The sequence below is a fragment of the Nonomuraea terrae genome (genome assembly GCF_004348995.1).
Lineage (GTDB): Bacteria > Actinomycetota > Actinomycetes > Streptosporangiales > Streptosporangiaceae > Nonomuraea > Nonomuraea terrae.
In genome coordinates, this window is the sequence record NZ_SMKQ01000023.1 from 46,703 (window position 1) to 66,403 (window position 19,701).

23 protein-coding genes are annotated in these 19,701 nt (G+C 71.0%); 7 read left to right on the forward strand and 16 right to left on the reverse strand.

What is annotated here, in order from left to right; all coding sequences use genetic code 11:
- Positions 1-366: 366 nt before the first annotated feature.
- Genes E1286_RS11355 through E1286_RS11365 form a run of 3 tightly spaced genes read right to left on the reverse strand, consistent with a single transcriptional unit; the run spans position 367 to position 2,016 of the window.
- A complete protein-coding gene (locus tag E1286_RS11355) occupies positions 367-852 on the reverse strand; it encodes a GyrI-like domain-containing protein (RefSeq protein WP_223189814.1) in 486 nt (161 codons plus the stop codon).
- 10 nt (positions 853-862) lie between these two features.
- Positions 863-1,795, reverse strand: coding sequence for a sigma-70 family RNA polymerase sigma factor (locus tag E1286_RS11360; RefSeq protein WP_246074732.1), 933 nt, complete (start codon positions 1,793-1,795; stop codon positions 863-865).
- Positions 1,792-2,016, reverse strand: coding sequence for a hypothetical protein (locus E1286_RS11365; protein ID WP_132611487.1), 225 nt, complete (start codon positions 2,014-2,016; stop codon positions 1,792-1,794). The genes E1286_RS11360 and E1286_RS11365 overlap by 4 nt, the downstream gene beginning before the upstream one ends.
- Positions 2,017-2,125: 109 nt before the next feature.
- Between E1286_RS11365 and E1286_RS11370 the strand changes: the two genes are divergently transcribed.
- Genes E1286_RS11370 through E1286_RS11380 form a run of 3 tightly spaced genes read left to right on the forward strand, consistent with a single transcriptional unit; the run spans position 2,126 to position 4,978 of the window.
- Entirely contained in the window at positions 2,126-2,821 is a 696-nt protein-coding gene (locus E1286_RS11370; RefSeq protein WP_165969689.1) for a TetR/AcrR family transcriptional regulator, read from the forward strand.
- On the forward strand, positions 2,781-4,253 hold the full coding sequence (locus E1286_RS11375; RefSeq protein ID WP_246074733.1) for an AMP-binding protein: 1,473 nt from the start codon (positions 2,781-2,783) through the stop codon (positions 4,251-4,253). Before E1286_RS11370 ends, E1286_RS11375 begins: the two co-directional genes overlap by 41 nt.
- A complete protein-coding gene (locus tag E1286_RS11380; protein ID WP_132611491.1) occupies positions 4,250-4,978 on the forward strand; it encodes an enoyl-CoA hydratase/isomerase family protein in 729 nt (242 codons plus the stop codon). The genes E1286_RS11375 and E1286_RS11380 overlap by 4 nt, the downstream gene beginning before the upstream one ends.
- Here E1286_RS11380 and E1286_RS11385 read toward each other — a convergent pair.
- Positions 4,959-5,618 (reverse strand): MmyB family transcriptional regulator, encoded by a 660-nt coding sequence (locus tag E1286_RS11385; protein ID WP_246074734.1) that lies wholly within the window; start codon positions 5,616-5,618, stop codon positions 4,959-4,961. The two genes, E1286_RS11380 and E1286_RS11385, sit on opposite strands and share 20 nt — an antisense overlap.
- Here E1286_RS11385 and E1286_RS47755 point away from each other — a divergent pair.
- Entirely contained in the window at positions 5,617-5,784 is a 168-nt protein-coding gene (locus E1286_RS47755) for a hypothetical protein (RefSeq protein ID WP_165969685.1), read from the forward strand. The two genes, E1286_RS11385 and E1286_RS47755, sit on opposite strands and share 2 nt — an antisense overlap.
- A gap of 5 nt (positions 5,785-5,789) precedes the next feature.
- On the opposite strand, the gene E1286_RS11390 is transcribed toward E1286_RS47755, so the two are convergent.
- The 4 genes from E1286_RS11390 to E1286_RS11405 are packed head-to-tail and all read right to left on the reverse strand — an operon-like array spanning position 5,790 to position 8,472.
- Positions 5,790-6,401, reverse strand: a complete 612-nt coding sequence (locus tag E1286_RS11390) for a PH domain-containing protein (RefSeq protein WP_132611493.1) — start codon at positions 6,399-6,401, stop codon at positions 5,790-5,792.
- Positions 6,398-7,471, reverse strand: a complete 1,074-nt coding sequence (locus tag E1286_RS11395) for an adenosine deaminase (protein WP_132611495.1) — start codon at positions 7,469-7,471, stop codon at positions 6,398-6,400. The genes E1286_RS11390 and E1286_RS11395 overlap by 4 nt, the downstream gene beginning before the upstream one ends.
- A 27-nt stretch (positions 7,472-7,498) precedes the next feature.
- Positions 7,499-7,849, reverse strand: coding sequence for a cupin domain-containing protein (locus E1286_RS11400; RefSeq protein ID WP_132611497.1), 351 nt, complete (start codon positions 7,847-7,849; stop codon positions 7,499-7,501).
- A 5-nt stretch (positions 7,850-7,854) separates the two neighbouring features.
- Positions 7,855-8,472 carry an AMIN-like domain-containing (lipo)protein gene (locus E1286_RS11405; RefSeq protein ID WP_132611499.1) on the reverse strand — a complete coding sequence of 206 codons (618 nt, stop codon included), beginning with the start codon at positions 8,470-8,472 and terminating at the stop codon, positions 7,855-7,857.
- Between the two features lie 374 nt (positions 8,473-8,846).
- Here E1286_RS11405 and E1286_RS11410 point away from each other — a divergent pair, with 374 nt between their 5' ends.
- The gene (locus tag E1286_RS11410; RefSeq protein WP_132611501.1) at positions 8,847-9,227 is read left to right on the forward strand and encodes a MarR family winged helix-turn-helix transcriptional regulator; all 381 of its coding nucleotides are present in this window, start codon (positions 8,847-8,849) and stop codon (positions 9,225-9,227) included.
- A 52-nt stretch (positions 9,228-9,279) separates the two neighbouring features.
- Here E1286_RS11410 and E1286_RS11415 read toward each other — a convergent pair whose 3' ends face one another.
- Positions 9,280-9,651 carry a winged helix-turn-helix transcriptional regulator gene (locus E1286_RS11415; RefSeq protein ID WP_132611503.1) on the reverse strand — a complete coding sequence of 124 codons (372 nt, stop codon included), beginning with the start codon at positions 9,649-9,651 and terminating at the stop codon, positions 9,280-9,282.
- A 57-nt stretch (positions 9,652-9,708) separates the two neighbouring features.
- Here E1286_RS11415 and E1286_RS11420 point away from each other — a divergent pair, with 57 nt between their 5' ends.
- The gene (locus E1286_RS11420) at positions 9,709-10,101 is read left to right on the forward strand and encodes a YybH family protein (RefSeq protein ID WP_132611505.1); all 393 of its coding nucleotides are present in this window, start codon (positions 9,709-9,711) and stop codon (positions 10,099-10,101) included.
- On the opposite strand, the gene E1286_RS11425 is transcribed toward E1286_RS11420, so the two are convergent.
- From E1286_RS11425 to E1286_RS11450, 6 genes are all read right to left on the reverse strand, one after another.
- Complete coding sequence (locus E1286_RS11425) at positions 10,091-11,365, reverse strand: thymidine phosphorylase (RefSeq protein ID WP_132611507.1); 1,275 nt, start codon at positions 11,363-11,365, stop codon at positions 10,091-10,093. The two genes, E1286_RS11420 and E1286_RS11425, sit on opposite strands and share 11 nt — an antisense overlap.
- Positions 11,365-11,760, reverse strand: a complete 396-nt coding sequence (locus E1286_RS11430; RefSeq protein WP_132611509.1) for a cytidine deaminase — start codon at positions 11,758-11,760, stop codon at positions 11,365-11,367. The genes E1286_RS11425 and E1286_RS11430 overlap by 1 nt, the downstream gene beginning before the upstream one ends.
- On the reverse strand, positions 11,757-13,025 hold the full coding sequence (locus E1286_RS11435) for an ABC transporter permease (protein ID WP_132611511.1): 1,269 nt from the start codon (positions 13,023-13,025) through the stop codon (positions 11,757-11,759). Before E1286_RS11435 ends, E1286_RS11430 begins: the two co-directional genes overlap by 4 nt.
- Positions 13,022-14,146 (reverse strand): ABC transporter permease, encoded by a 1,125-nt coding sequence (locus tag E1286_RS11440; RefSeq protein WP_132611513.1) that lies wholly within the window; start codon positions 14,144-14,146, stop codon positions 13,022-13,024. The genes E1286_RS11435 and E1286_RS11440 overlap by 4 nt, the downstream gene beginning before the upstream one ends.
- Complete coding sequence (locus E1286_RS11445) at positions 14,146-15,753, reverse strand: ABC transporter ATP-binding protein (protein WP_132611515.1); 1,608 nt, start codon at positions 15,751-15,753, stop codon at positions 14,146-14,148. The genes E1286_RS11440 and E1286_RS11445 overlap by 1 nt, the downstream gene beginning before the upstream one ends.
- A 78-nt stretch (positions 15,754-15,831) precedes the next feature.
- Positions 15,832-16,896, reverse strand: coding sequence for a BMP family lipoprotein (locus tag E1286_RS11450; RefSeq protein WP_132611517.1), 1,065 nt, complete (start codon positions 16,894-16,896; stop codon positions 15,832-15,834).
- Between the two features lie 300 nt (positions 16,897-17,196).
- On the opposite strand from E1286_RS11450, the gene E1286_RS11455 reads away from it, so the two are divergent.
- Complete coding sequence (locus E1286_RS11455; RefSeq protein WP_132611519.1) at positions 17,197-19,077, forward strand: Xaa-Pro dipeptidyl-peptidase; 1,881 nt, start codon at positions 17,197-17,199, stop codon at positions 19,075-19,077.
- A gap of 33 nt (positions 19,078-19,110) precedes the next feature.
- Here the strand turns inward: E1286_RS11455 and E1286_RS11460 are convergent.
- On the reverse strand, positions 19,111-19,701 hold a 591-nt coding region (locus E1286_RS11460; protein WP_132611521.1), incomplete at its 5' end, for a M20/M25/M40 family metallo-hydrolase.

The window sequence follows — 19,701 nt, forward strand, 5'->3', positions numbered from 1 at the left end:
TCCCGGGTTCGGATGTCCGGCGTACGACCAGGACGTCAACTGCCTGCTCAGCAGGCGAGTTGATGGTGAAGCTACCAGAGGTCGCGAGGGCTCTGAAGAGCGAGCGCCGATGCTCCGGCCCTACCAGGAGAGCAACACATGCGGCCCCCGGAGCAGCGGCCGCCCCGCTGCCGGCATGTGCGCGGGACAATCGCGTCACCAAGCCGAGCTCGATCGGTACCCACCAGCTCCTCGAGCGTCAGCCCGCTCCACGCGGTCTCCGGAGTGGGTGCGAGGTGGACGGGGTCGCCCACATCGCTCCCGAGCAGCCGCTGGAGGCCTGGGGACAGGCGGTGCGGCGGGTTGCGGCGCACCGCCTGGACGGCGTCAGGACAGGCGGAACTGCAGGTCGATGTCCCAGTTGTTGAGGTCGGGTTCCTCCAGCGGGTTGGTCTTGTAGAGCTCCAGGCGGCAGCCCCAGTGCTCGGTGCCGTCCTTCTCGGTCGTGTCCAGGGTCAGGCCCTGCTCCTTGACCCACGTGAGCACGGACTCGATGACGCCGAACAGCTGGTCGGGGTGGCCGTGGTGCGACTCGGTGACGTAGCGGCCGGCCGGAAGCACGGCGGCGAAGAGGTCTCCCTCGCCCTCCACCGGCACGGCCACCGGCACCCCCGCCTGCACGACCAGCCGGTCACCGGCCATGTCGATCTCCTCGTACCGGAAGAACGGGGCGTCGGCGGGGTGGTGGCCGCGTTCGGCGAGCCAGCCGATGATCCCGGCGATGCGGTCGCCCACCACGCCGAACGTGGTCATGGTGATGGTCCCCCGCACCCCGACGTACGGACGCTCGGGAAGTTCGATGATCTGTGGCATGTGTCCTCCTTCACCCATCAGTACGGAGGACGTCCCCGAAACTCATCGGCAGCCCGAAGAACGGGAACAACCCCGGATCCAGGTACGTCGTCTCCCCCGTGATCACGCCGCTCTCGACCTCCAGCACGACCAGGGCGAACGCCTCCCCCTTGACGTACTGCCCGAAAGCCGGGCAGCCGTTGGCCCGCGTACGGACGAGGCGGGAGCCGGCGCAGTACGCGTCGCCGGCGGCGGCGACCAGCACCGTGCGGATGTCCTCCCGCCCGCGCAGCCACCACGTGAACGGCGGCATCGACGACGTGGCGTCCTCGTGCAGCAGCGACACGAGCGCGGCCACGTCGTAGCGCTCGAACGCCGACACGTAGCGGTCCAGCAGCCCTTCGTCCACCTCTGAGTCGGTCTCCCGGGTGGCGGGCAGGGCGGCCCGGGCGCGTTGCAGGGCGCTGTTGACGGAGGCGACGCTCGTGCCCAGCAGGACGGCCGTCTCGGCGGCGCTCCACTTCAGCACGTCACGCAGGATGAGCACGGCGCGCTGCCGGGGCGGCAGGTGCTGCAGGGCCGCCACGAACGCCAGCCGCACCGTCTCCCGCGTCACCGCCACGTCGGCGGGATCGAGGACGCGCACGTCGGGGACGGGCCAGACCCACCGGTCCCCCGGCAACGGGGCACCCAGGTCGGCGCCTGGAACGGCGGCGGGCGTGAGGTCCATGGCCCGGGCGCGGCGCTGGGGGCCGCGCAGCATGTCGAGGCAGATGTTCGTGGCCAGGTGGAACAGCCACGCCCGCAGCGGCCCCTTGGCCGAATCGTACGTCCGCCACGCCCTGACGAACGTCTCCTGCACCGCGTCCTCGGCCTCGAAACCGGAGCCGAGCATGCGGTAGCAGTAGCCGGTCAGCTCGACCCGATGCGGTTCCAGCAGCGGCCCGAGGTCCTGCGCGGTCACGGGGACGGGATCACCTCGATCTGGAGTTCGGTCACCCATTCCTCCGGGTTCTCCGGGCAGTGCAGGGAGATCCCCCTGGCAAGGTCGAGTATCGGGCCGAAGTCCTCGACCTCGTAACTCGCCGCCCGGGCGCTGCCGTGCGGCTCCTCCGGGCCGGTCTTCTCGTCCAGGCTCGCCCTGACCTGCTCCAGGGCGAAGCCGAGCTCTCCGATGCCGAACATGTCCTCACCAGATGTAGGGGCTGACACGGCGTCACAGCCAACCTATGGCGATTTTTCACGACGTGAGGTACTTTTCGAAGTCGAGGCGACCGAACGTTCGGTAGGCAATATGTCAACTCACCTCACCACCCGCGACACCGGCGAACGGATCAGGACGGCGGCGGTCCTGCTGTTCGCCCGGCAGGGCTACGCCGCCACGAGCGTCAGAGACCTCGCCAAAGCCGTCAACATGACCAACGCCGGCATCTACCACCACGTCTCCAGCAAGGAAGCCCTGCTGGCCGACCTCATGCGCGTCGCCCAGCAGGGGCTGATCGACGCGACCGAGCGCATGCTGGCCCCGTACGCCCGCCCCGCCGACCGCCTCGCCCTGCTGATCGGTTCGCTCACCGCCATCCACGCCCGCAACCCCATGACCACCCGCGTCATGGACGGCGAGCTGCGGTCCCTGACGCCCGGCTCCGCCGCCCGCGACGAGATCATCACCCTGCGCGACACGTACGAGGACCACTGGCGGCGCTCCCTGGCCGACGGCGTGGCGGAGGGCACGTTCCGCCTCGCCGACCGGAGGCTGACCCGCCTGGCACTGATGTCCATGTGCACCGGCACCAGCGAGTGGTACCGCCCCGACGGGGACTCCACGCTCGAGCAGGTGTGCGCCGAGTTCGTCACGATCGGGCTGGCCGCCGTCCGCGCCCCAGCCGACGCCGCCGTTCCCACCGCCGATTTCTCCCAGCTGCCCGACTTCCCATGGGAGCCGCCGGATGTACGCAACGATCCCCGACCTGATGAGGCACGCCGCTAGGACGTACGGCGACCGCGAGTTCCTCCGCTTCCCCTCCCACGGATCCGTCACCTTCGCCGAGGCCGGCACGCGCTCCGACCGGCTGGCCGGCGCCCTGGCCGACAAGGGCGTGCGGCCGGGCGACCGGGTGGCGATCATGATGGACAACGTGCCCGGCTGGCCGCTGACGTGGCTCGGCGTGCTCAAGGCGGGCGCGACAGCGGTGCCGGTGAACGTCCGTTATCGCGCCGCCGACCTGGAGCACGTCCTGCGCGACTCGGGCGCCGTCGCGACCGTCACCACCGCCGGGCACGCCCCGCACATCCCCGGCACGGTGCACCTCTTCGACGCCCTGACCGACGGGACCTCTCCCGCCATTCGCATCAATCCCGACGATGTCGCGAATTTTCAGTACACGTCGGGTACGACGGGCTTCCCCAAGGCCTGCATGCTCACCCACGACTACTGGCTCAGATGCGCGCAGGTCGTCGCCGACCAGGTGGGCCTGCGCGACGACGACGTGATCATGATGGCCCAGGCGTACTCGTACATGGACCCGCAGTGGGTCACCGTGCTCGCGCTGATCGGCGGCATCCCGCTCGTGGTGCTCCCCCGCTTCTCCGCCTCCGGCTTCTGGCCCGCCGCCGGCGAGCACGGGGCGACGCTCACGTACGTGCTGGGCACGATGCCCCTCCTCATGCACAAGCAGCCGCCCGCCCCGCACGACCGCGACCACCGCATGCGGCTCGTGCTCTGCTCCGGCATCCAGCCCGACCTGCACCGCACGTTCGAGGAACGGTGGGGCGTCCCCTGGCGCGAGCTGTACGGCTCCACGGAGAGCGGCCCCGACCTGGTGATGCCCGTCGAGGCGAAGGACACGGTGGGAACGGGCGCGATGGGCCTCGCCCCGCCGGGCAAGGAGGTGGTCGTCGACGAGGAGACCGGCGAGATCCTGGTCAGGGGCGTCCCCATGATGAAGGGCTACTGGAACCACCCCGAGGCGACCGCCCACGTCTTCAGGGGCGGCTGGTACCACACCGGCGACCTCGGCGTCCGCGACGACCGGGGCTACATCCGCCACGCCGGGCGGATCAAGGACATGGTCCGCAGGGGCGGCGAGAACATCTCGTGCGCCGAGGTCGAGAACGTCCTCGCCCAGCACCCGGCGGTCCTGTCGGCAGCGCTCGTGCCCGTCCCCGACGACCTGTTCGGCGAGCTGCCGAAGGCGTTCCTCCAGCTCCGCCCGGGATTCCCGCCGACCGAGGAGACCGCCGTGAGCGTGGTCGAGCACGCCAGGGAACGCCTGGCCCGCTTCAAGATCCCGGCGTACGTCGAGTTCGTCGAGGAGTTCTCGCTCACCCCGTCGGCCCGCATCGAGAAACGCCATCTCCTCCAGCCGGAGCGCGACCAGCGCGCCGCCCCCGCCATCCAGGTCGACAAGGAGACCCGATGATCGACGTGACCGTACGCGACGAGGTGGCCCTGATCACCCTCGCCCGCCCCGAGAAGCTCAACGCCCTCACCGCCGGCATGCGCGAGGACCTCGCGGCGGCCGTCCGCGAACACGGCAGCGGCACGAGAGGGATCGTGGTGACCGGCGCCGGGCGGGCGTTCTGCGCGGGCGAGGACCTGCACCAGGCCGTCGGCCGGTCGCTGGTCGAGGAGGTGGAGCTCTTCCACGACATGACCAGGGCCGTGCTCGAAACGCGAGTCCCGGTCGTGGCGGCGGTCAACGGCCTGTGCGTCGGCGGCGCCGCCGAATGGACGCTCAGCTTCGACGCCCGCGTCGGCGCCCCGGCGGCCGAGTACTTCTTCCCGGAGAACCACATCGGCCTGTCGGTCTCGAACGCGGCCGGCTACCTGCTCCCCCGACTGGTCGGCGCGCGGGCGCTGCGGTTGGTGCTCGACTCGACCCGCATGAGCGCCGCCGACGCCCTCTCCCTCGGCCTGCTGGACGAGATCGTCGCCCCCGAGGCGCTGGTGGAGACGGCGATCGCCCGGGTCCGCCGGTGGACCGAGCCGGGCACGGCCACGTCCGTCCACCTCGCCCTGCTCCGCCCCGCGCCGGAGGAGGTCGAACGGGCCTTCGCGGCGGAGACGGAGGCGGCCCGGCAGGTGGAGTCGTCCGGCATCGCCCAGGCCGGCATGGCGGCCTTCGTCAACCGCCCCCGGCCGTGAGCTCTCCCAGGGCGCGCAGGGTGCCGGCGGTGAAGGCGTCGAGGGGATAGAAGAGCTCGATCGCCAGCTCCGACAGCGTGACGTCGGCCGGCGCGCCGAACGTCGCCATGGTGCTGAACATCGCCAGCTCACCCAGCGGGGTGCGGATCCGCAACGGCACCTGGATCGGGCTGGGCTGGTGCCGCGAGGGGCCGTCGTCCCGCGCGGTCACGGGGTAGCCGGCCACCTCCTCGTGCAGCGCCCGGAGCTCGGCGTCGCCGGTCGCGTCGGCCTGGCGTGACAGCCGTTCGAGGAAGAGCTCCCGCACCTCGCCCAGGTTGGCCAGCCGCGCGGCCAGCCCGTCGGGGTGCAGGGCCGGCCGGAACACGTTCGGCAGCGGCTCCAGCAGGTGCGGCGGGATCCCGTCCATGAGGACGCCCATGGCCCGGTTGGTCAGCAACACGTTCCACAGCCGGTCGACCACGACCGCCGGGTACGGCTCATGCGCCGTCAGCATGGTCTCCAGCGCCGAGCGGATCGAGGTCATGTAGCCGTCATCGAGGCTGCTCTCCCGGTAGGCCGGCGCGTAGTCGGCGGCCAGCAGCAGGGTGTTGCGCTCCCGCAGCGGCACGTCGAGAGCGGCGGACAGGCGCAGCAGCATGGCCCGGCTCGGGCGCGCCCGGCCGTTCTCCATGTACGACAGGTGCCGCGCCGCGCTGACCGGCCTGGGGGTCGCCTTCCTGCTGACCGGCGCGCTGGTGGTCGCGGTCTACGCCGCGCTCGAGTACGTCGGGCTGCGCCGGCTGCCCAGGGGTGGGAGCGCCTGACGGCGCTACGCGAAGGCGACGACCCCGACGAGCAGCACGACCGTGACCACCACGAAGGCGATCGAGTCGTACGACCACGTGATCCGGGCCGGTGCCGCGGCCTCGTCACGGAGCCTCGCCTTCTCGGCGCGCTCACGGATCTGGTCGCCCACCCAGTCGGCGTGGGTCTTGCCCGCGAACGCCTCGGCCGCCGCCTGCTCGGCCTTGGGCAGCGTCGGCTCGGTCTGGAACCGCCCGCGCCGCTCCGGCACCGTGCCGCGGCGCTGCGCCTTGGCCCGCTCGCGGGCGCTGCTCATCGGCGTCCAGAGCCGCAGCACCTGCTCGTCGCCGTAGCGGACGGCGATGGCGTGCGACACGCTCACGTCGTCGATGGCGGCCCACGGCACGAACGTGTTGCGGAACGGGTTGCGCCCCAGCAGCCCCTCCTCGGTGAGGACGGTGGCGGGGCGCAGCGCGATCGCGTACACGAGGGACGTCAGCAACGCCAGCACGGCCAGCGCCACCAGCGACGGCTTGCCGGTGTAGCGGGCGATCAGGTCCCAGACGTTGAGCGCGACGAACGCCAGCCACACCCACGCCAGCACGAACGCGGTCTTGGAACGGAAGGTCTGCTTCATGGCTGCCATTTGAGTTGGGCGAACCCCGGCTTGATCACGCCGTTGATCAGCGCCAGCCGCTCGTCGAAGGGGAGGAACGCCGACTTCATGGCGTTGACCGTGAACCACTGCAGGTCGTCCCAGCCGTAGCCGAACGCCTCGACCAGCTTGTGGAACTCCAGCGACACGCTGGTCGAGCTCATCAGCCGGTTGTCGGTGTTGACCGTGACCCGGAAGTAGAGCCGCCGCAGCAGCCCGATCGGGTGCTCGGAGATCGACGCGGCGGCCCCCGTCTGCAGGTTGGAGGTCGGGCACATCTCCAGCGGGATGCGCTTGTCGCGGACGTACGCCGCCAGCCGGCCCAGCTTGGCCGTGCCGTCCTCGGCCACGGAGATGTCGTCGATGATGCGCACGCCGTGGCCGAGCCGGTCGGCGCCGCACCACTGGATGGCCTGCCAGATCGACGGCAGCCCGAACGCCTCGCCGGCGTGGATGGTGAAGTGGGCGTTCTCGCGCTGCAGGTATTCGAAGGCGTCGAGGTGGCGCGTGGGCGGGTAGCCGGCCTCGGCGCCGGCGATGTCGAAGCCCACGACGCCGCCGTCGCGGTAGCGCACGGCCAGCTCGGCGATCTCACGGGAGCGGGCCTGGTGCCGCATGGCGGTCAGCAGCGTGCCGACGCGGATGCCGCGCCCGCGCGAGCCCTGCTCGAACCCCTCCAGCACGGCCTCCACCACCTGGTCGAGGCTGAGCCCCGTGGTGGTGTGCTGCTCGGGCGCGAAGCGCACCTCGGCGTAGACGACGCCGTCGGCGGAGAGGTCTTCCGCGCACTCGGCGGCCACGCGGACGAGGGACTCGCGGGTCTGCATGACGCCGACCGTGTGCGCGAACGTCTCGAGGTAGCGCTCGAGCGAACCGGAGTCGGACGCCTCCTCGAACCACCGGCGCAGGTTGTCGGGATCGTGGGTGGGCAGCCGCTCGTAGCCGGACTCCCTGGCCAGCTCGGCGATCGTCTCGGCGCGCAGCCCGCCGTCGAGATGATCGTGGAGCAGAACCTTGGGAGCCCGCCGGATCTCGTCAAGCGTGAGACTCATCTGGCCATGATATGAGCACCGTCGGGCTCAGTCGCGCCCCGCGGCCTCCGGCGAGAACGCGGGCAGGCACACGGCGATGTACTCCGCGCCCTCGGGGCCGACGCTGTAGCGGACCTTCTCCCCCGGCGACGTCACCACCGACTGCCCGGCCTCGACCCGGGTGACGCCCCCGTCGTGCTCCACGATGACCGTGCCGCGCAGCACCACGGTGTATTCGGTGAACGACGGCGTCTGCGGCGGTTCCTCCCATCCGGGCGGGGCGGTCATATGGGCGATGGAGACGGCCTCGTCGCCGCCGGCCACCCGGCCCACGTGCTCGTCGATCACCTTGCCGCCGGGGACGGGGATGCGGGCCGGGCCCTCGATCTTTTTCACCACGGACGTCAGTGTGCCACGTCGATGACGAGCCGGTTGGGCGAGCCCATCTCCTTCACCTCGAACGGGGCCTTCCTGTCGAGCACCAGGGCGATGCCCACGCGGGCCTCGAAGTCACCGGTCCTGACGACGCCGGTGAGGTTGCCCAGCCCCGCCTGGTAGACCGGGCCGCCCTCCCAGGTGAGCCGCCCCTTCTCGTCGTGGGCGTTGGCCGGGAAGAGCGTGAGCAGCAGGTACGCGCCGCCGCCCACGTCGATGGGCCGGCCGGAGCCGTCCTGGACGAGCTGGTCCACCCAGCGCACGGAGTAGCCGGGGACGTCGCCTTCGAGGTCGACCACGAGCCGGTCGTACGAGCCGTGGGAGGCGTAGCGGACGTCCTTCACGACGGCGGGCTCCATGCCGCCGCGGTCGACCTCGACCTCGGCGGTGCTCGTGGGCACGTCGGGGACGGGGCTCGGCGAGCCGGGCGTGCCGCCGGGCGGGGTGCCGGTCGTGACGGCCTGCTTCTCCGGCAGGGCGCTCTGCTCGGCCTGGCCGCAGGCCGTCAGCACGGTGAGCCCGGCGGCCAGGGCCAGCAGGACGCGTGGAGCGGGCAGACGGCCGCGCGGCGAGGATGGCGAGTCCATGCCGGTTAGATGCCCCGCCCACCGGCCCGCAAGCCGCACCACACCCGATCGGTACGGCCCTTCCCGCGACCGCTCCGGGCCCCTACCCTGCCCCGCCGGACCATGCGGCACCCTCTATGAGGCAGGGCCCCGCCGGTCCGGCGGGGCCCCAGCGCGGTCGGACCGCATCGTAAGCGGTCGGACGGCCTCAAACGGACGGCCCCGTCTCGTTCAGGGACGGGCCGCCTCGCGGGAGCACGACCCGGTCGCCGGGGCGGCCGGCACCGGCCCCCGGCAGAGGAGAAGGCGCGTAAAGATAATAGTTGTTTGTGCACTTAATGCAAATGCAATTAATGCGTTGGTCTGAGTATTTGCGAAGTGGTAACCTCCGCGTCATGGAGGAGCAGTACGTCGTGGACACCTGGCAGTACGTGCTGTCCACGCACGCCAGGGCCATGTGCGCGCTGGAGCGGGAGCTGGGTGACCGGCACGGCCTGGGTCCCAGTGAGTTCGAGGTGCTCGACCGGATCGTCCTCCATGACCGCAAGCTGCGCATCCAGGAGCTGTGCGACGAGGTCCACCTCAGCCAGAGCGCGCTGTCGCGCGTGGTGGCCCGCCTGGAGAAGGCGTCCCTGGTGACGCGCGTGGTGTGCGACGCCGACCGCCGCGGCGTCTACGTCAGCATCACCGACGAGGGCCGCACCCGCCACGCCGAAGCCCTCCCCACCCACCGCGCCGTACTCAAGCAGGTCTTCACCGACGCCCTGACCTCCTGACCGCGCCCGGTCCCGCGGGGCCCGCGGCACGAAGCCGAGGGAGTCCCCGTCCTCACTCCCCGGCCGCGCCCCAGTCCCACAGGGCCTGGAGTACGGGGGCCAGGCCGCGGCCGTGCGCGGTGAGGGTGTAGCAGGTGCGGGGTGGCCAGCCCGGCAGGCGGCGGCGTTCGACGACGCCGGCCTGAGCCAGCTGCGCGAGCCGTTCGGAGAGCACCTTGTCCGACAACGCAGGCAACGCCCGGCGCAGGTCGGTGTAGCCGCGGTCGCCGCGCAGCAACTCCCGGATGACCAAGGTCGTCCAGCGGCCCCGCAAGGCCGCCAGCGTGATCTCCACCGGGCACGAGGGATCGGGCTCGGTGACGTCCGCGAGCGGATCGTCGGGCAGGCCCGGCCGGGCCGGGTGACCAACGGTTTGGTGAGTCACGAGAGCGCCTCCTAGCGTTGCCGCGTCCCAGTGATTCCTACCTGCCGGAAGGTCAAGATGCGCGAGCTCGCCGAACGTCCCGAGGATGTGCCCCTGGTGTTCGCCGAACGCTTCAACAGCGGCGACCCGGACGCGGTGGCCCAGGTGTACGAGAGCGGAGCGCTGTTCGTCCCCGAGCCGGGCCGTGCGCTGACCGGGACGCGGGCCCACGCGGCCAACGCCCGGTTCATGCAGCTGGGAGTGCCGATCACCGTCCGCCCGCGGCACGTCTACACCGCGGGCGACCTCGCGCTGCTGATCGTGGACTGGTTCATCGACGGCGAGGACGCCGACGGCCGGCACGTGCGCATCGAGGGGACCGCCACCGACGTCGCCCGACGCGGCCAGGACGGACGATGGCGGTACGTCGTCGACAACCCCTTCGGCACGCTGCGCACCGCTACGGAGTGACGCGGTCGATGACCAGGGGAAGCTGCGGCGCCGTGGACGGGCCCACCGCGTAGGCGCCTTCCAGGGCCTCCAGCGCGCGGGCGAAGCGGCCGGTGTCGTCGGCGTGCAGGGTCATCAGCGGCTGGCCGGCGCGGACCAGGTCGCCGGGCTTGGCGTGCAGCACCACACCGGCCCCGGGCGCGACCGGGTCCTCCTTGCGGGCGCGACCGGCGCCGAGCCGCCAGGCGGCCAGCCCCACGGCGTACGCGTCCAGCCGGGTCAGCACCCCCGGCTCGGCCGCCTCCACGGTCATCGTCTCGGCGGCCCTGGGCAGCAGCGCGTCGGGGTCGCCGCCCTGCGCCGCGACCATGCGCCGCCACACGTCCATCGCGGAGCCGTCGGCGAGCGCCTCGGCCGGGTCCTTGCCGGAGATCCCGGCGGCCTCCAGCATCTCGCGCGCCAGCCGTACGGTGAGCTCCACGACGTCGGAAGGCCCGCCGCCGGCGAGCACCTCGACCGACTCCGAGACCTCCAGCGCGTTGCCGACGGCCCGCCCGAGCGGGCGGTCCATCGCGGTCAGCAGCGCGACCGTGCGCACCCCCGCGTCGGTGCCGAGCGCGACCATGGTCTCGGCCAGCTCCCTAGCCGTCTCCTCGGTCTTCATGAACGCCCCGGAGCCCACCTTGACGTCGAGGACGAGCGCCCCCGTCCCCTCGGCGATCTTCTTGGACATGATCGACGAGGCGATGAGCGGGATCGACTCGACGGTGCCGGTGACGTCACGCAGGGCGTACAACTTCTTGTCGGCGGGGGCCAGGCCCGAGCCGGCCGCGCACACGACCGCGCCCGCCGTGCGCAGGACGTGCAGCATCTCGTCGTTGGACAACGAGGCCCGCCAGCCGGGGATCGACTCCAGCTTGTCGAGGGTGCCGCCGGTGTGCCCGAGGCCGCGCCCCGACAGCTGCGGCACGTACGCCCCGCAGGCCGCCACCAGCGGCGCCAGCGGCAGCGTGATCTTGTCGCCGACGCCGCCGGTCGAGTGCTTGTCGGCCGTGGGCCGGTCCAGCATCGACCAGTCCATGCGCTCGCCGGAGCGGATCATGGCCTGGGTCCAGTCGGCGATCTCGCGCCGGTTCATGCCGTTCAGCAGGATCGCCATGGCCAGCGCGGACATCTGCTCGTCGGCCACCTCGCCGCGCGTGTACGCGGAGATCACCCAGTCGATCTGGGCCGTGGTCAGCTCGCCCCGGTCCCGCTTGGCGCGGATGATCTCGATGGCGTCCATCACGCGCTCCGGCTGAGGTCCTGCGGCCCGAACGCGTACGGCAGGAACTCGGCCATGCGCTTGGGCCCGTCCTCCGTCTCGACCAGCAGGTCCTCACCGCCGAACTCGTAGAGCAGCTGGCGGCAGCGCCCGCACGGCATGAGCAGCTCGCCGTGGCCGTCACAGCAGGTGAACGCCACCAGCCGCCCGCCGCCCGTGGCGGCCAGCGCCGAGACGAGACCGCACTCGGCGCACAGGCCGACGCCGTAGGAGGCGTTCTCGACGTTGCAGCCGGTGACCACCCGCCCGTCGTCCACGAGCGCCGCGGCCCCCACGGGGAACTTCGAGTACGGCGCGTACGCGTTCCGCATGGCCTCCTCGGCGGCGGCCCGCAACGCGTCCCAGTCGATGTTCAATGCTGTTCCCCTCTGCGGTAGGTCACGCCGTCGGCCTTGGGCATCCGCAGGCGCTGCGAAGCCACCAGGAGCACGAGCAGGGTGAGCACGTGTGGCGTGATGTTGACGAGTTCGTCCGGCAGCCGGTCGACGGTGAGCCAGAGCCAGAACAACACGATCATGCCCAGGGCGGCGAAGGCCATGACCGTGTACTGCCTGGCGGTTCTCGCGTCCAGCTCGGACGACATGAGCTTGCGGGCCTGCATGACCAGGTAACCCAGCAGCAGCAGCGCCCCGAACAGCAGGACCGAGGTGATCGCCCCCGAGCTGCGCAGCTGCAGGCCGTCGGCGTAGCCGAACAGGCCCGCGCCGACGGCGAGCCCGCCGGGCCGCCAGTTACCGAAGATCATGGCGGCCAGGCCGATGAAGCCGCGGCCCTGCGTCTGGCCCTCGACGTACTTGGTGGAGACGAAGACCAGGAAGACGCCGCCGAGACCGGCGAAGGCTCCGGAGATCATGACGGCGATGTACTTGATCCGGTAGACGTTCACGCCGAGCGACTCGGCCGCCCACGGGTTCTCGCCGACAGAGCGCAGCCGCAGGCCGAAGGGGGTGCGCCAGAGCACGTAGAAGGTCAGCGGCAGCAGCAGGACGGCCAGGATGACGAGCACGTTCACGTTGTGGGTGAGGCCGCGCAGGATGCCGGCCACGTCCGACAGCAGGAACCAGTGGGTGCTCTCCAGCCTGCCCAGCAGGTCGGGCCCGTCGGAGAGCAGCGGCAGGCTGCGCTCCGGGGCGGGCGGGCTGATCGGCGGCGAGGTGGTGATGGCGCCGCCGGCCTCCGCGGCCGCGGTGCCCTCCCGGTAGAGCACCTCCGACAGGAAGCGGGTGACGCCGGGGCCGAGCAGGTTGATGGCGACGCCGCTGATGATGTGGTCGACGCCGAAGGAGACGGTGGCGATGGCGTGCAGCAGCCCGCCGAGCGCGCCGCCGAGCAGCCCGGCGACGAGCGCCGCCACGGGACCCCACTGGTAGCCGGCCCAGCCGGCGAACCAGGTGCCGAGCACCATCATGCCTTCGAGGCCGATGTTGACCACGCCGGCCCGTTCGGCCCACAGGCCGCCGAGCCCGACGAGGGCGAGCGGCACCGCCAGCGTCAGCGCGGCCGAGAACGTGCCGGAGGAGGTGATGTCGTTCTGGCCGGTCACCACGCGGACGAGCGACATCAGCAGCAGGAGCGCGGCGACCCCGATGAGCGCCAGATGGTACTTGCCGATCCTGGTCATGCTGTCACCTTCAGTTGCCTGGCGGCCCGCCGCTCTTCGAGCCTGAGCGCGAACCGGTTGGTCACCTCGTTCGCCACCACGACCAGCAGGACGATCGCGCCCTGGATGATCTCGACGACGGAGGGCGGGATGTTCGCGAACTGCAGCGCGCCCTGCGCCCGGTCGAGGAAGGCGAAGAGCAGCGCGGCGACCGCGATGCCGACGGGCTTGTTGCGGCCGAGCAGCGCCACCGCGATGCCCAGGAAGCCCAGCCCCGAGGTGAAGGTGGTGCCGAACGAGCCCGTGGAGCCGAGGATCTCGGGCAGTCCGATGAGACCGGCGATCGCGCCCGACAGCACCATCGCGGCGATCACCATGCGCTTGGGGTTGACGCCGGCGGCCAGGGCCGCGGACTGGTTGAGGCCGCTGGCCTTGACGTCGAAGCCGAAGCGGGTGCGCTCCAGCACCACCCAGAGCACCACGCCGAGCACGATCGCCACGACGAGGAAGCCCCACAGGCCGCCCTCGCGGGTGGGGGCGAGCATGCCGAACCACCCGAAGAGGAAGTTGAGATCGGGGAACATGCCCGAGTCGGGGAGCGGCGGCGTGCTCACGGTCAGCTCGCCCTCCGCCCGCGTGCCGGCGAAGGGGCCGCGCACGAGGTAGGCGGTGATGTTGAGGGCGATGTAGTTGAGCATGATCGTGGCGATGACCTCGTTGACGCCTCTGGTCACCTTCATGATCGCGGGGATGAGCGCGTACAGGCCGCCGGCGACCATCGCCACGATGATGATCACCGCGATCTGGATCGGCGCCGGAGCCACGAAGGTGGAGCCCACGTACGCCGCGCAGATGGCGGCGATGCGGTACTGGCCCTCCACGCCGATGTTGAAGAGGTTCATGCGGAAGCCGACCGCCACCGCGAGACCGGCGATGAACAGCGGCACCGCCCGGTTGAACAGCGTGGCGACGCTGTTCGACTGCGCCCGCTCGGAGGCGCCGAAGTCGAAGAAGGCGGTCAGCGCGTGCAGCGGGTCGCCGCCCGCCGCGACGATCGCCACGCTGCAGACCGCGATGGCCAGCACGATGGCGACGACGGCGCCGGCGAGGGTGAGCAGCGCCCGGTTGAGCCCGGCGGGCATCACTCCTCCTCAGTTCCGGCGATGGCGCCGGTCATGTAGCCGCCCAGCCGTTCGGGCGTGATGTCGGATGGGTCGAGGGCGGCCACCAGCCGGCCGCGGTAGATCACCTGGATGGTGTCGGACAGGCCGATCAGCTCGTCGAGGTCGGCGGAGATCAGCAGCACGGCCAGCCCGGCGGCGCGGGCGTCGCGCAGGTGGTCCCAGATCGCGGCCTGGGCGCCGACGTCGACGCCGCGGGTGGGGTGGGCGGCGATGAGGAACGACGGCTCACCGCTCATCTCGCGTCCGACGATCAGCTTCTGCTGGTTGCCGCCGGACAGCGCCAGCGCGAGGGTCTCGACGCCGGGGGTGCGGACGTCGTATTCGCCGATGATGCGCTCGGTGTCGGCCTTGGCGGCCTTGCGGTCGATCCAGGGGCCCTTGCGGGCCGGCCGCCTGGTCTGGTGGCCGAGCACCCGGTTCTCCCACAGCGACGCCTCCAGGAGCAGGCCCTGGCGGTGGCGGTCCTCGGGGATGTAGCCGATGCCGGACTCCCGGCGCCGCAGTGTGGACCAGGAGCTGATGTCACGGCCGTCCAGCTCGACGCTGCCGTGCGCCTGACGGATGCCCATGATTGCTTCGATCAGCTCGGACTGGCCGTTGCCCTCGACGCCGGCGATGCCGAGGATCTCACCCTTGTGGATCTCGAACGACACGTCGTCGAGGAGCAGGCGCTTGCCGTCCTGGCGAAGCTTGTCCGCGTAAAGGCGGACCGAGGTGCCCTTGGGGACGGGGCGGTGGCCGCCGGCCTCCATGGTGAGGCCCGCGACCTTCAGCGCGACCGTGTCGGTGACCGTGGACTCGCGGGTCTCGGGGGTGGGGAGCTCGCTGCCCACCATGAGCTCGGCGAGCCGGCGGGCGGTGACCTCGCGGGGGTCGACGCTGGCGACGGTGGTGCCGCGCCGGATCACGGTGATCTCGTCGGCGATGTCGAGCACCTCGTCCAGCTTGTGCGAGATGAAGATGACCGTCAGGCCCTCGGACTTGAGCTCGCGCAGGTTCTGGAAGAGCTCCTCGACCTCCTGCGGCACGAGCACAGCCGTCGGCTCGTCGAGGATGAGGATGCGGGCGCCGCGGTAGAGGACCTTGAGGATCTCCACGCGCTGCCGGTCGCCGACGCCCAGGTCTTCGACCAGCCGGTCGGGGTCGACGCGCAGGCCGTGGGTGGCGGCCAGCTCGGTGATGCGCCTGCGGGCGGCGGCCGTGTCGAGCCGCAGGCCCTTCCTCGGCTCGGCGCCGAGAACGATGTTCTCCAGCACCGTGAAGTTGTCGGCGAGCATGAAGTGCTGGTGCACCATGCCGATCCCGGCCGCGATGGCGTCGCTCGGCGTGCGGAACGCCATCTGCTCGCCGTTGACCTTGATGGTGCCCTCGTCCGGCCGCTGCATGCCGTAGAGGATCTTCATCAGGGTGGATTTGCCCGCGCCGTTCTCCCCCACGATGGCGTGCACCGTACCGGGCCGGACGGTGATGCGGATGTCGTGGTTCGCGACGACGCCGGGGAAACGCTTGGTGATGCCCTCAAGCTCTACGGCGGGTCGCGCCGTGGCCAAGGTGTCAGCACTCATTTGCCTCTCCTGTTTGGCGCTGCACAAGCAGAAGGCCCGAAGTACGCGGACTCCGGGCCCTCGCCTTTCACAGCATGCTCAGCTCTCCGGCTGGCTGGGAACCTTGATCGTGCCGTTGACGATGTCCTGCTTGGCCTTGTCGAGCTGATCCTTGATGTCGTCGATCTCGCCACCGGTGGTGGCCAGGCCCACGCCGTCGACCTTCAGGTCGTACGTGACGTCCTGGCCGCCCTTGGCACCGCCCTGGAATGCCTTGATGAACTCGAAGACGCCGACGTCGACGCGCTTGAGCATGGAGGTCATGATCACCGACTGGAGGTTGGTCTCGGTGACCGTCTGGCGCTGGTCGGAGTCGACGCCGATGGCCTTCTTGCCGGCCGCCGCGGCGGCCTGGAAGACGCCGAGGCCGGAGTCGCCGGCGGCGTGGTAGACGATGTCCGCGCCGTCCTGGAACATCTTCTCGGCCGCGATCTTGCCCTTGTCGGGGGCCTGGAAGCCGGAGAAGTCACCGTCGGGGGTGAGGTAGGTGACGTCGATCTTGGCGTCGGCCTTGACCGACTTCACACCGGCGTCGAAGCCGGCCTCGAACTTTCTGATCAGGTCGTTCTCGACACCGCCGACGAAGCCGACGTGGCCGCTCTCCGACTTGGCCGCCGCCGCGACGCCCGCCAGGTACGACCCCTGCTCCTCGGCGAAGAGCAGGCCGGTCACGTTGGGGGCACTGGAGGCCGAGTCGACGATGGCGAACTCGATGTCCGGGTATTCGGCCGCGGCCGCCTTGACGTCCTCGGCGTACGCGAAGCCCACGCCGATGATCGGGTTGTAGCCGGCGTCGGCCAGCTGACGCAGCAGGTCGCCGCGGTTGGAGCCGTCCGCGGCCGGGCTCAGCTCCTTGATCTCGGCGCCGAGGTCCGTCTTGGCCTTCTCCAGGCCGGCGTACGCGGCGTCGTTGAAGGACTTGTCACCACGCCCGCCGACGTCGAAGGCGAGGCCGACCTTGAGACCCGACGCCGGGCTGCTCGCGCCGCCCGCCGGCTCGTCGGTGGCCGTGGATCCCCCACCGCCGCCGCAGGCCGCCACCGCCATGAGCATGACGCCGACCGCTGAGCCGAACGCCATCCTGTTGAATCGCTTGCCGAGCAAGGCGACTCCCTTCCTCTCCCGCCGTCTTCCGCCGCCGTCAAGAACTCATCGCGGGCGCGAAGAAAACGTACGGCACCTGCACGGAAGATAGTTGCTTGACCAGGCGAGACCAAACCAGCACACAGGGTCGCAACCGCTCCGTTATCGACATCACTCGCGACCGTGACCTGAATTGGGATTCAGGCACTTCGGGCACGCACGCGGAAACTTTGCCCAAAATTGGGACAAGTCCACCTCTTGCCCCGAGGGCGATCATGGCGGAGATTCCCTCCGACAGGTCAACTTCTCATCGGAGACCGCATGCACCCTTGGAAGGCACTGGCCGTGCCGCTGGCCGCGTTACTCGTCGCGACCATGACCGGCACCACGCCTGCCACCGCAGACACCCCCTCCATCCGGATCGAGAACAACGCCACCCAGCCGGTGTTCTCCCGGGCGGACGCCATCCTGCAGACCGTGTTCGTCGAGGTCGCGGGCACCGACAGCGACCACGACGGCGCACCTGACCGGGTCGCCGTGGACATCCTGCGACCCAAGGAGACCGAGCAGGGCCTGAAGGTCCCGGTCATCATGGAGTCCAGCCCGTACTACGCGGGCGGCAACGACGTCGCCAACCACCCCGTGGACGTCGACGAGAACGGCGTCCCGCTGCCGAGCCTCAGGGCGCTGGCGGCCAGCCCCGAGGCCGGCCCGTTCGACGGCTACTACGACAACTACTTCGTGCCCCGCGGCTACGCGATCGCCCTGGTGGAGAACATCGGCAGCGGCCGCGCCACCGGCTGCCCGACCTCCGGCGACGTCAACGAGACGGCAGGGCCCAAGGCCGCGATCGACTGGCTGAACGGCCGCGCCAAGGGCTTCGACGCCCAGGGCGAACCGGTCGAGGCCACCTGGTCCACCGGCAAGGTCGGCATGATCGGCGTCTCCTACAACGGCACGCTGCCCAACGCCGTCGCCGCGACCGGCGTCGAGGGCCTGGAGACGATCGTCCCGATCGCCGCGATCTCCAGCTGGTACGACTACTACCGCGCCAACGGCGGCGTCCTGGCCCCGGGCGGCTACCAGGGCGAGGACCTGGACGTGCTCGCCGAGTACGTGCTGACCAGGGAGAACGGCTACGAGGTCTGCGGCGAGCAGATCAAGCAGCTCGGGATCGACCAGGACCGGATCACCGGCGACTACAGCCCGCTCTGGGACGCCCGCAACTACCTCAACGACGTGGACAAGGTCAAGGCCAGCGTCTTCGTCGTGCACGGACTCAACGACTGGAACGTCAAGACCAAGCAGTTCGCCCAGTGGTGGTACGCCCTGGCCGAGCGCGACGTGCCGCGCAAGATCTGGCTGCACCAGGGCACCCACATGAGCCCGTTCAACCTGCGGACCGCCGAGTGGCTGCGCCAGCTGCACGGCTGGTTCGACCACTGGTTGCAGGGCGTCGACTCGGGCATCATGCGTGAGCCGCAGGCCGACGTGGAGGTCCAGGTCGGGCAGTGGGCGCGGGAGGCGTCCTGGCCGCCGCCCGGCACGAAGACCGCCAAGCTCTACCCGGGCTCCGGCTCGGTCCTCGGTCAGAAGAAGGACCCGCGGGCGCCCGAGGAGACGTTCACGGACCAGAAGACCAGGACGGCCGAGCAGCTCGTGGAGGCGACCGGCGCGGACCCGAACCGGCTGGCGTACACGACCGGGGCGCTGCCCGCCGACGTGCGGGTCTCGGGGACGCCCACGGTCTCGGTGCGGGCCTCGCTGAAGGACGGCGCCTCGCCGTACCTGACGGCGCTGCTGGTGGACTACGGCACCGATGTGCGCCCGACCGGCTCCCTGGTCTCGACGGGCCAGACCTACTGCTACGGCGAGAGCGTGCCCGGTGACAGCGGCTGCACGGCGCTGCGGACGCTCGGCACCGCCGGCACCGACTACAAGATCGTCACCAGGGGCTGGCTCGACGTGCGCAACCGGCACCGCGCCGACCGGACCGAGCCGCTGCGCCCGGGCAAGGAGTACACCTTCACCTGGGACTTCCAGCCGACGGACTACACCTTCAAGCAGGGCCACCGGCTGGGCCTGGTGATCATCTCGACCGACCACGACTACACCCTCCGCTACCCGGAGGGCACGAAGATCACGGTCTCGCCGGGGCACTCCGCCCTGAACCTGCCGGTCTCCACCGGCCGCCTGCGCTAGCGGGCGGGCCCGCCGCGTCCGCGCGGCGGGCCGTCAGGCCATCGCGGTGGTGACCGAGTCGAGCGGGCCGACCTCCCACAACGCGGTCAGCGCCGTGGTGGCCATGACCCGCACGCCCATCGCGATCGCCTTCTCGTCGACGTCGAACGTGCCCTGGTGGATGTCGTACGTCAGCCCGCCCGGCGAGCGCGTGCCGAGCCGGGCGAACGCGCCGGGGATCGACTCGAGATACCACGCGAAGTCCTCGCCGCCGAGCGACTGCTGGGTCGGGACCACCGCGCCCGCGCCCAGCGCACGCTCGGCGGCCTCGGCCAGCATCTCGACGCTGACCTCGTCGTTGACGACCGGCGGCACGCCGCGCTTGTAGTCCATCGTGGCCTCGACGCCGTACGCGCCGGCCACCGACTCCAGCAACGACTTGATCAGGTCGGGGGCGGCGTGCCAGGCCTCCTCGTCGAGGCAGCGGACGGTGCCCTCGGCCACGCCGTCGTCGGGGATCGCGTTGGCCGCGGAACCGGCCTCGACCTTGCCCCAGACCAGGCTGAGCGAGGAGCGCGGGTCGACGCGGCGCGACAGGGCGGCGGGCAGCTCGGTGAGGATCTTGGCCAGCGCGAAGACCAGGTC

Coding starts and splice junctions, on each gene's coding strand:
- E1286_RS11355 (WP_223189814.1), bottom strand. CDS start 852: ATGCCACAGATCATCGAACTTCCCGAGCGTCCGTACGTCGGGGTGCGG.
- E1286_RS11365 (WP_132611487.1), bottom strand. CDS start 2,016: ATGTTCGGCATCGGAGAGCTCGGCTTCGCCCTGGAGCAGGTCAGGGCG.
- E1286_RS11370 (WP_165969689.1), top strand. CDS start 2,126: ATGTCAACTCACCTCACCACCCGCGACACCGGCGAACGGATCAGGACG.
- E1286_RS11375 (WP_246074733.1), top strand. CDS start 2,781: ATGTACGCAACGATCCCCGACCTGATGAGGCACGCCGCTAGGACGTAC.
- E1286_RS11380 (WP_132611491.1), top strand. CDS start 4,250: ATGATCGACGTGACCGTACGCGACGAGGTGGCCCTGATCACCCTCGCC.
- E1286_RS47755 (WP_165969685.1), top strand. CDS start 5,617: ATGGCCCGGCTCGGGCGCGCCCGGCCGTTCTCCATGTACGACAGGTGC.
- E1286_RS11385 (WP_246074734.1), bottom strand. CDS start 5,618: ATGCTGCTGCGCCTGTCCGCCGCTCTCGACGTGCCGCTGCGGGAGCGC.
- E1286_RS11390 (WP_132611493.1), bottom strand. CDS start 6,401: ATGAAGCAGACCTTCCGTTCCAAGACCGCGTTCGTGCTGGCGTGGGTG.
- E1286_RS11395 (WP_132611495.1), bottom strand. CDS start 7,471: ATGAGTCTCACGCTTGACGAGATCCGGCGGGCTCCCAAGGTTCTGCTC.
- E1286_RS11405 (WP_132611499.1), bottom strand. CDS start 8,472: ATGGACTCGCCATCCTCGCCGCGCGGCCGTCTGCCCGCTCCACGCGTC.
- E1286_RS11410 (WP_132611501.1), top strand. CDS start 8,847: ATGGAGGAGCAGTACGTCGTGGACACCTGGCAGTACGTGCTGTCCACG.
- E1286_RS11420 (WP_132611505.1), top strand. CDS start 9,709: ATGCGCGAGCTCGCCGAACGTCCCGAGGATGTGCCCCTGGTGTTCGCC.
- E1286_RS11425 (WP_132611507.1), bottom strand. CDS start 11,365: ATGGACGCCATCGAGATCATCCGCGCCAAGCGGGACCGGGGCGAGCTG.
- E1286_RS11435 (WP_132611511.1), bottom strand. CDS start 13,025: ATGACCAGGATCGGCAAGTACCATCTGGCGCTCATCGGGGTCGCCGCG.
- E1286_RS11440 (WP_132611513.1), bottom strand. CDS start 14,146: ATGCCCGCCGGGCTCAACCGGGCGCTGCTCACCCTCGCCGGCGCCGTC.
- E1286_RS11445 (WP_132611515.1), bottom strand. CDS start 15,753: ATGAGTGCTGACACCTTGGCCACGGCGCGACCCGCCGTAGAGCTTGAG.
- E1286_RS11455 (WP_132611519.1), top strand. CDS start 17,197: ATGCACCCTTGGAAGGCACTGGCCGTGCCGCTGGCCGCGTTACTCGTC.